Below are 9286 nucleotides of genomic sequence, written 5' to 3'. Positions count from 1 at the left end.
TGTCTTAATCGCGTCGGGATGAGCTCATTATAGGGCAAAAATGAGCTATGGCAAGCACTTTTAAGCTGCTGTTTTTACAAGTGTTCTAAAAATATACATTTTATTTAACTTTTTATTAGTATAGCTACCCTATAACTTATTAATTTTAAAATAGAAATATAAGTTAAATATTCCCACTTAAATGAGTATTTATTTATCAGTTTTGTTTACTTTTGTTTTTATCTCTAAAATTTTAACTGGTTGAACTGGAACATTTTGGTATGGGCCATTGTTACCTGTCGGTACAGCACCGATTTTATCGACTATTTCCATTCCTTGAGTAACCCGGCCAAATACTGCGTATCCGTCATTCATTATATTTCTATTTAAAAAGTCATTATTAGCAATATTTATAAAAAATTGACTGGTAGCTGAGTTTGGATCATTGGTACGTGCCATTGCTAAAGTACCCCGGGTATTTTTTAAACCATTACCTGCTTCATTACGTATAGGGGCATTTGTAGGTTTCTGTTTCATATGTGCATCAAACCCTCCACCCTGAATCATGAAGCCAGGAATGACCCGATGGAAAATGGTACCATTGTAGAAATTACTCTTTACATAGCTTTCAAAATTTTTAACTGACACAGGCGCTTTATCGTTAAATAATTCTATTTCGATATTACCCAAAGATGTTTTTATTTGCATGGCACTGTTGGCAGCCCATACCGAGATACTCAAAAAACCTGCGCTCATACCCACGATTATCTGTTTTAACATTTATTTACCCACACTATTTTCTAGAGCTTTTAGATTTAGCTATATTAAGCTTTCATAATTTATTAATCAGCAGAAAAGTAATTATTTTGAGTATGTGTTATGACAAGAATAAATCATACTGATCCGCATAACTTACAGTTACCGCCTTGGAACTTGCAAGGAGAAGGCTTTATTTTAAATTACTGGCTTACTCCGCAGTTTCTGAAAAAATTTCGCCATTTTGGTTTGTCCTACTCTTCTACAGGGCGCTTCGTCCAAGTCATATTGGTACGCTATCAGGATACTCCTATACAACCTTATGATGAATTATTGATTCTTGATCATCCTTTAATGACACAACGTATACTTTCTACTATTCCAAAAATTTATGTCTCAACTACAGAGTCTGTAATACACGGCCGTAAGTTATGGGGCATTCCTAAAGAACTGGCACGTTTTGAATGGCGACGACAGCAGAATCAACTCTTTTGCCATATTGCATCTTCTGAACATGAAATGTCTCTGCATATTGGTTTTTCACCTTACTTTAAAAGTGTACCAGTCAACTCTAAATATCTACCTAAACAGTTGATGCAGATTGATCAGTTTGATGGACAACGGCATTACCGTTTCCGTCCTGAATTTAAAGGTTCCTTAAATGTAATATATCAGGCACACTGGAAAAATACTGGCTGCCTGTTTCCGGACTTTTCCCAGGCAATTTTTCTAAAAGGTCTATACGTACCTGCGTTTGACTTAATATTTCCTAAAGCTCAGATCACTTGATATTTTTTGTTTCACGTGGAACCTAAAATACTTCATCTAAATGAGCTTTAGAAATATAAGAAACCTTGATAGCAGTTATGCTGCTTTATTCCAGAATTTACGGAAATCCTTGGCAATTTGAATTGTATATTTTTTGGCTTTTCCAGATACCAAAGTCAGATTAACAAAACCATGAGCCTGGTCTTCAAATTCCTGATAGCGGACCTTTACGCCCTGCTGACGCAGCTTATGGCTATAAATCTTTCCTTCATCGTGTAGAACATCATGCCCGGCAGTTAAAATAAAAGTTGGCGGCAGATGTTTTAACTCACCATAAGTAGGCGAAATCATCGGGTCATCCAATTCGATATGATGACGAATAGCATAAAACTCTGTAACGCGGTCCACGTCATCTTTGGTCAGTACTAATCCTTCATTATAGTTATAAAAAGAAGGGTGACGGCTCTTGAAGTCTACTACCGGGTAAATTAATAACTGCGCAGAAGGTTTATAAGCCTTATTCACTGTACGCTGTGCAACTACTGCACTGATATTGGCACCGGCACTGTCCCCTGCGACTGCAATACGGTTTTTATAAATCTTAAGCTGCTTACGGTTCTGATAGGCCCATGCGAGCGCATCCTCACAGCACTGAATTATCTGTTTTGGACCAACCTCAGGTGCAAGTGGATAATCTATACTGATCACCTGAGTATTGGCATATTTGGCAATCAGACGACAAACTTCATCATGTGTATTCAAGCTACCAATCACAAACCCTCCTCCATGATAAAACATGATTAAAGGTAATTTTTTCTGTGGATCAGGATGATAATGCCGGGCTGTAATCGTGCCACTTTGTAAAGGTAGCCGGATGTCCTCTACATGTTTGATAGGAGTTTTCTTTGCGGTTAGCTCTGCAATCTGTTTTTCAAAGCCTTCTCGATCTTTTAAGGGCTGATCTGTAATTAAACCAAACTTACCCTGCTTATGCTGTATGGCCATTAAACATTTGACCAGAGGGTCGAGCTGCGGATAGATATAGCTATAGCCCAATGCCTTGGCAATTGATTCTTTGGCAAGATCAGGCAATTTATCGAGTGCACGTGCTGCGGGACCTTGAGTTTTTTTTAATAATTGTTGTATTGCCAAGTTAGAAACTGCCATGCCATTTTCTCCTTATTTATTTCTTCATACTTTCTACATGATTAACTGTCATTTGACTATACTGGTATATAAAACAACTAGTGTGTATACAAATCCAACAAGCTGAATACGCTATTCTTATTTCTATAAACTGTCATTGACATTAAGCAATGGTTTTCAGGATGTTTTTTGCCACTGGACGGCAAGAGTAGAAAGGAACAGCAGCATGTTAAATAAATTATTAGGACTTTCGCTTGCAACAGCAGTATTAGCAAGTGGTTGTGCGGTTTATCCGGATGACTATCAATATGATGGCCGTTATGATCAGGACCGGCGTTATGATCGTGATCATCGGTATGACCGAGATCAACGCTATGACCAGCAGCGTTATGATCAGCGTGAATGGGAACGTAAGCGTATGGAGCAGCGTAAAAAGCTGTATGAACAGCGTAGAGAAAATAGTAAAGAATGGAAGAAAGATCACAAGGAATGGGAAAAGCGTCAGCGTGAACGCGAGCGTGAATATCGGAAATGGGATAGAGACTAAATCTCTTTTTCTTACCTCCTCTAGACTAAGCCTGGTTTTAACCGGGCTTTCTTTTATCTTTTACTCTAGCTATAACCTATGCATAGTTTGACATAGCAGTTATTCTTTAAAATAAACTCAAAATTATAGAGCAGACTAAAACTTTAACTGTCTTTTCTATTTATATCATGCCAGATATTTCTACCAAACAAGTCAGCCGTCAGCTTAACAACAATATCTCTATGGTTAACTTAAAATATTAAGCTAAACACCTGGATTACTTTCTTATCTATAATTCTAAATCAACAGTTCATCTTTCTTATTGAGTTTTTATATTTTTATTAATAACGACTGTTTAGACAAAAATAGATAACAGATCTCAGGTCTATTATCTATTTCCAATTGTTTCCTCAACAATTAAACAATCAAGAGATGGCTTCTCTTCATTGTATCCTTTCCTGGAGGATTAGTTCTTACTGTGCTGTAGCTTCAGTCATAGCTGCTGGCTGCTCAGCAGGAGCTGCCTGTGCTGCTTCGATTTGTTGAGCTGCAGGATCAGCTTGAGCCGCAACTTCACCTTGTGCGCTAATATCTGTAGACGCTTGAGCACTTACTAATGAAGTGTCAGTCTCAGACTGTACAGCAGACTGGCTTTGTGCAGTTTCAGGATGAGTCATACCATCATTGGTCGCACAGCCTACAGCTGCAAAAGAAACACCTGCCAGCACCAGTGAAATTAAACCTAATTTTTTCATCATTTCCTTCCTTAAAAAAACATCAAATACACAAAGCCTAGACACTGCTTTGCGAAAATCATAATGAACAAAAGCTTTTCATTGTCCTGCATACAATTGGTTGGTGTTTTGAATAAGACAGGTACAGCTTCTGAAATCTTTTATTAAACTGTTACAGAGTAAAATGAATAAGCACATCTTTAGGATTAGCAAATGAGAATTATTTAAATTATTCAGTTTATAAAGATTTTAATTTACATAAAGGATGGAATTTTCATTTTTAATAATAATTCAGCTATACAACTCTTATACACCGTTATAAAAGCTTTACATTGTAATTTAAGAAGATGATTTAAAAATTATACCCATTTTAAGAAAAAATACCTCTATAGCGTCCTGTTATAGGGGGTTTAGCGATTTTATTTTCTGATAATTTTTAGAAAAATGACCTTTTATATATAGAAGAAATAAAAAACCTTATATTTATATGGGTTTCTGCTTGATTTTTTTCATCTAGCCCCGACTTCAACAGTATTAATGAATGAGCAATCATGGCAGTTCAGAAGTAACGCAGTTAGTACTGAGGCCAAATAAGGACTGTACATGTTTAAAAACCCATTTAAACGGAGATCAGCAATGGCGAATGAGCAAAATGAGCAGGCTCAAAACCCTCAAGAAGAGCAATTAGAAGCACATGACCAACAGACTCAGGCTGAAAGCGGTTCAGGGCATTTAGAAACAGATGCTGAAGATTTAAAAGCACAAATTATCAAGCTTGAAGAAAGCCTGAAACTTGAAAAAGCTCGTACGGCGAATGCGATTTATGAGAGTGAAAAAGTAAAAGAGCGTCTTGAGCGTGAAGCTGAGACTGCGAAAAAATTTGCTCTAGAGAAATTTGCGAAAAACCTGCTTGAGACAGTAGATAACCTTGAACGTGCGCTGCAAGCCACTGGTGAAGAACAAACTCCTTTATCGGAAGGTGTAGAACTCACATTAAAAGGGTTACTGACTACGCTTGAAAAAGCGGGCGTGGTAGTTGTAGACACGGCAAATGGTTTTAATGCCGATCTGCATCAGGCGGTGGGTATTGATCCAAATGCCAAGTCTGGTGAAATAGGTACAGTTTTGCAAAAAGGCTATACCCTATCCGGTCGTCTGTTACGGCCTGCAATGGTCATGGTAGGGCAATAAGCCTTCTAAATGCGGGAGTTTTTAAAAATTTTTAGCTAATTTACTTGAAAATTTTTGAAAGACTCTCATATCGGATAACAAACATAAGATTGTAAAAATTACTGAGGAATATGTCAGATGGCTAAAATTATTGGTATTGACTTGGGTACAACCAACTCATGTGTTGCTGTACTTGAAGGCGATAAAGTTAAAGTAATCGAAAATGCGGAAGGCGCACGCACTACCCCATCCATTATTGCCTATAAAGATGGCGAAATTCTGGTTGGTCAAAGCGCGAAACGCCAAGCAGTAACCAACCCGAAAAATACATTATTCGCAATCAAGCGTTTGATCGGTCGTCGTTATGAAGATCAAGCGGTACAGAAAGACATCGGTCTTGTACCTTATAAAATCATCAAAGCAGACAATGGTGATGCTTGGGTTGAAGTTAACGATAAAAAATTGGCACCTCAACAGATCTCTGCTGAAATCTTGAAAAAGATGAAGAAAACTGCAGAAGACTATTTAGGTGAAACCGTAACTGAAGCGGTTATTACTGTGCCTGCTTATTTTAACGATGCACAGCGTCAGGCAACTAAAGATGCGGGTAAAATCGCTGGTCTAGACGTTAAACGTATCATTAACGAACCTACTGCTGCTGCACTTGCGTTCGGTATGGATAAAAAAGAAGGCGACCGTAAAGTTGCAGTTTATGACTTAGGTGGTGGTACTTTTGACGTATCAATCATTGAAATCGCAGACCTTGATGGCGACCAGCAAATCGAAGTGTTATCAACCAATGGTGATACTTTCCTTGGTGGTGAAGACTTTGATAACGCGTTAATTGAATTTCTGGTTGAAGAATTCAAGAAAGAACAAAGTGTGAACTTGAAAAATGATCCACTTGCGTTACAACGTTTGAAAGAAGCTGCTGAAAAAGCTAAGATTGAATTATCTTCTTCTCCACAAACAGAAATCAACCTTCCATATATTACAGCTACAGCTACAGGTCCTAAACACTTAGTAAAGACTTTAACTAAAGCTAAATTCGAGCAATTATCTGCAGATCTAGTAAGAAGATCTATGGAGCCTGTTGCAAAAGCATTGAAAGATGCAGGTTTATCTACTTCAGATATTGACGAAGTAATCTTGGTAGGTGGTTCTACAAGAATCCCAATCATCCAGGAAGAAGTGGAGAAATTCTTCGGTAAAAAACCATCAAAAGGCGTTAACCCGGATGAGGTTGTAGCGATTGGAGCAGCGATCCAAGGAGGTGTATTAACCGGAGACGTAAAAGACGTTCTTTTATTAGATGTGACGCCACTTTCTCTAGGTATCGAAACGATGGGTTCTGTTTTTACTAAATTGATTGAAGCGAATACGACAATCCCAACTAAAAAATCTGAAGTATTCTCTACAGCTTCTGACAACCAGCCGGCTGTAAGCATCAGAGTAGGACAGGGGGAAAGACCAATGTTCAACGATAACAAAGAAATCGGTAGATTCGACCTTACAGATATTCCGCCAGCACCAAGAGGAGTTCCTCAGATCGAAGTAACATTCGATATTGATGCAAACGGTATCTTAAGTGTTTCTGCCAAAGATAAGGGAACAGGTAAAGAGCAGTCTATTAAAATTCAGGCGTCTTCAGGTCTTTCTGATGAAGAAATCGAAAGAATGAAGAAAGAAGCTCAAGAAAATGCTTCTGCCGATGCTAAGAAAAAAGAAGAAGTTGAAATTTTCAACAAAGCAGACGGATTGATCTTCCAGACTGAAAAGCAATTGAAAGAGTTTGGTGACAAATTATCTGCAGACAAAAAAGCTGCTATTGAAAGTGCTCACGCTGAATTGAAAACGGCTTTCGAAGCTAAAAATTCTGATGATGTAAAAGCTAAAACAGAAGCTTTAGATGCAGCTTGGATGGCAGCATCTGAAGAAATGTATGCACAAGGTCAAGGTGCTGATGCAGGAGCTCAACAATCTCAAGGTCAAGCAAACGGAGCAGAAGATGTTCAGGATGCAGATTTTGAAGAAGTCAAGTAATTACTGATTTTTAACAATCAATAAAAATAGACAAACCGCTGTAAATGTAATATTTACAGCGGTTTTTTTTGTTTTCATGATTTTTGATTTTAATTGTTTTTTATTGTTTTTTAGTATATTTTTGTATCATATTTGTACCGAGCGTTATTTGGATATAATGTGCGTCTTATGCGTCTTATTTTATTTCATAACCAAAAAAAGCGGATAATGTACCCGATGTTATTTCAGAATGGGATTTAGTAAATTGAAAATACCAAGAGTGTGTGAGCATTGCTCTAAACCATTTGAAGCAAAGACAGTTACAACTCGTTTTTGTAGTCTTTCTTGTGCTAATAAAGCTGGAAAAGAGCGCAAAAAAATAGAGAAAGAACAAAAAGAGAAGGAAACACTCTTAAATAAGTATTCTGATAAAATTGCTGAAGTTCAAACGAGAGAATTTATTTCAGTAGCAGAAGCTAAAGTAATGTTCGGAATTTCAAAAGATACATTACATAGATTAATAAAAAGAGGAATGGTAACTAGCGTTAATTTAGGTGTTAGATTGACTCGAGTTAAGCGGTTAGATTTGGAAGCTTTATTTACTTCCGTAGAAATTCCTGCGAAAAAAGAAGAAAAGGCAAAGCCTAATTTCGAAGTGGGGACTTGCTATACAATTACGGAAATTTGTGAAAAATTCAATGCAGACCCAAGTACTGTCTATAACATTATAAAAAGAAATAAAATTCCGACAAAAAAAGTAGGTAGTTTTGTTTATGTTCCAAAAGTTGAAATCGATAAAATATTTGCTAATAAATGAAAGAATTAACCAAAACAAAAGTCACGGTACGCCTTCGGAAAGCTGAAGATAGAAAGGAATGGTATATCTATTTGGAAAGTTATCCAGTTCGTGTGGATGGGAAAAAATTACCGCAGCGAATTAGAGAATATCTTAATAGGAGCGTAACCACCGTTGATTTTGATAAAAAAAGGTTGGCGAGAAGTACAGAAACTTCGGTTTCTTACAAACCGAAGAGAGATGATAATGGCATAATTGTTTGCAAAAGTAACAACGACAGAGAAACAATGTTGTATGCGGACTCAGTTCGGAAATTAAGGCAAAAAGAATACGATAATATTGATCTTTACAATGAATTAGATAGTATTCAAGCGGAACAAAAAGAAAAGTCTCAAGAAAATTTTGTTAAATATTTTGAAGTTTTACTTAGAAAGCGACACAAAAATAGTTCGGAATCAATCATTATAAATTGGGAAAGATCTATCGATTTTTTGAAAGACTTTGATGGAGAAAGAATAGAGTTTTCACAGATTAATTTTAAATTTTGTGAGGATTTTAAATCTTTTTTACTCACCGCTCAAAAAGGTGGAAACAAAGAGGGAATACTTTCTCAAAATACGGCTTCTACTTACTTTTCTGTTTTCAAAGCAGCATTGAAGCAAGCTTTTATTGATGGTTATTTTACAATAGATATTTCTGCAAAAATAAAATCAATTCCCTCTCAGGAAACAAGACGGGAGTATTTGACAATTGAGGAATTGAATACTTTGGTTGAGACTCCGTGCGAAAATGATGTTTTGAAACGTGCTGCTCTTTTTTCTGCATTAACAGGTCTGCGGCATTCCGATATTCAGAAGCTAAGATGGAATGAAATAAGTATTGACAACAATCAACCAAGAATAAATTTCACACAAAAAAAGACAAAAGGCGTAGAATACATGCCGATTTCACAACAGGCTTTAGAACTAGGTGGAGAGCCTAAATCGACCAATGATTTGGTTTTTGAAAATTTAACGAATCCGTCTTGGATTAATAGACCTTTAAAAAGTTGGGTAGCAAAAGCTGGAATTCAGAAAAATATTACTTTTCATTGTTTCCGTCATACGTTTGCCACTTTGCAATTATCCAATGGAACGGACATTTATACTGTAAGCAAAATGTTGGGGCACACAAATGTGAAAACAACTCAAGTTTACGCAAAAGTAATTGATGAAAAGAAAAATAAAGCAGCAGAAGCAATTCAGTTGAAATCATTAAAGACTAAATCGAAATGAAAATAAAACACTTTGAATATATTGTGATTTATCTATCTGTTTTGATAGTTTGTATGTTGATTGGTATCTTTTCCAGACTTTTGCTTTTGGAAAAGGGAGCGGACGAGTATACCGC

General features: G+C 36.6%; 9 protein-coding genes. 6 read left to right on the top strand and 3 right to left on the bottom strand.

Going from position 1 to position 9286, the window contains the following annotated elements; all coding sequences use genetic code 11:
- Positions 1 to 189: 189 nt before the first annotated feature.
- Positions 190 to 759 (bottom strand): peptidylprolyl isomerase A, encoded by a 570-nt coding sequence (locus B3X18_RS02210; RefSeq protein WP_005023877.1) that lies wholly within the window; start codon positions 757 to 759, stop codon positions 190 to 192.
- Positions 760 to 858: 99 nt separating this feature from the next.
- On the opposite strand from B3X18_RS02210, the gene B3X18_RS02205 reads away from it, so the two are divergent.
- On the top strand, positions 859 to 1524 hold the full coding sequence (locus B3X18_RS02205; protein ID WP_005017601.1) for an acetoacetate decarboxylase family protein: 666 nt from the start codon (positions 859 to 861) through the stop codon (positions 1522 to 1524).
- 75 nt (positions 1525 to 1599) lie between these two features.
- Here the strand turns inward: B3X18_RS02205 and B3X18_RS02200 are convergent, their stop codons facing one another.
- Positions 1600 to 2670 carry an alpha/beta hydrolase gene (locus B3X18_RS02200; RefSeq protein ID WP_005017599.1) on the bottom strand — a complete coding sequence of 357 codons (1071 nt, stop codon included), beginning with the start codon at positions 2668 to 2670 and terminating at the stop codon, positions 1600 to 1602.
- 205 nt (positions 2671 to 2875) lie between these two features.
- Here B3X18_RS02200 and B3X18_RS02195 point away from each other — a divergent pair, with 205 nt between their 5' ends.
- Positions 2876 to 3196: a hypothetical protein gene (locus B3X18_RS02195; protein ID WP_005017598.1), complete on the top strand. Its 321-nt coding sequence runs from the start codon at positions 2876 to 2878 to the stop codon at positions 3194 to 3196.
- Positions 3197 to 3648: 452 nt separating this feature from the next.
- Here the strand turns inward: B3X18_RS02195 and B3X18_RS02190 are convergent, their stop codons facing one another.
- A complete protein-coding gene (locus B3X18_RS02190) occupies positions 3649 to 3933 on the bottom strand; it encodes a molybdenum ABC transporter substrate-binding protein (RefSeq protein ID WP_228131041.1) in 285 nt (94 codons plus the stop codon).
- A gap of 612 nt (positions 3934 to 4545) precedes the next feature.
- Here B3X18_RS02190 and grpE point away from each other — a divergent pair.
- The 4 genes from grpE to B3X18_RS02170 all read left to right on the top strand — a co-directional run bounded on the left by grpE (position 4546) and on the right by B3X18_RS02170 (position 9171).
- Entirely contained in the window at positions 4546 to 5100 is a 555-nt protein-coding gene (gene grpE / locus B3X18_RS02185; RefSeq protein WP_005023875.1) for a nucleotide exchange factor GrpE, read from the top strand.
- Between the two features lie 117 nt (positions 5101 to 5217).
- Positions 5218 to 7122: a molecular chaperone DnaK gene (gene dnaK, locus B3X18_RS02180; RefSeq protein WP_286935103.1), complete on the top strand. Its 1905-nt coding sequence runs from the start codon at positions 5218 to 5220 to the stop codon at positions 7120 to 7122.
- A 244-nt stretch (positions 7123 to 7366) separates the two neighbouring features.
- Complete coding sequence (locus tag B3X18_RS02175; protein WP_286935102.1) at positions 7367 to 7918, top strand: helix-turn-helix domain-containing protein; 552 nt, start codon at positions 7367 to 7369, stop codon at positions 7916 to 7918.
- The gene (locus B3X18_RS02170) at positions 7915 to 9171 is read left to right on the top strand and encodes a site-specific integrase (RefSeq protein WP_286935101.1); all 1257 of its coding nucleotides are present in this window, start codon (positions 7915 to 7917) and stop codon (positions 9169 to 9171) included. The genes B3X18_RS02175 and B3X18_RS02170 overlap by 4 nt, the downstream gene beginning before the upstream one ends.
- Positions 9172 to 9286 lie beyond the last annotated feature (115 nt).

Source organism: Acinetobacter sp. UBA6571 (assembly GCF_002434085.1).
In the GTDB taxonomy this organism is placed as follows: Bacteria; Pseudomonadota; Gammaproteobacteria; order Pseudomonadales; family Moraxellaceae; genus Acinetobacter; species Acinetobacter radioresistens.
Note: the sequence above shows the minus strand (reverse complement) of the source record. Positions and strands in the feature narration are given on the sequence as shown.

Bases quoted from the DNA above. Each gene is read 5' to 3' on its own strand.
- B3X18_RS02195 (WP_005017598.1), top strand. From the start codon at position 2,876: ATGTTAAATAAATTATTAGGACTTTCGCTTGCAACAGCAGTATTAGCA.
- B3X18_RS02205 (WP_005017601.1), top strand. From the start codon at position 859: ATGACAAGAATAAATCATACTGATCCGCATAACTTACAGTTACCGCCT.
- B3X18_RS02170 (WP_286935101.1), top strand. From the start codon at position 7,915: ATGAAAGAATTAACCAAAACAAAAGTCACGGTACGCCTTCGGAAAGCT.
- grpE (WP_005023875.1), top strand. From the start codon at position 4,546: ATGGCGAATGAGCAAAATGAGCAGGCTCAAAACCCTCAAGAAGAGCAA.
- B3X18_RS02190 (WP_228131041.1), bottom strand. From the start codon at position 3,933: ATGATGAAAAAATTAGGTTTAATTTCACTGGTGCTGGCAGGTGTTTCT.
- B3X18_RS02210 (WP_005023877.1), bottom strand. From the start codon at position 759: ATGTTAAAACAGATAATCGTGGGTATGAGCGCAGGTTTTTTGAGTATC.
- dnaK (WP_286935103.1), top strand. From the start codon at position 5,218: ATGGCTAAAATTATTGGTATTGACTTGGGTACAACCAACTCATGTGTT.
- B3X18_RS02200 (WP_005017599.1), bottom strand. From the start codon at position 2,670: ATGGCAGTTTCTAACTTGGCAATACAACAATTATTAAAAAAAACTCAA.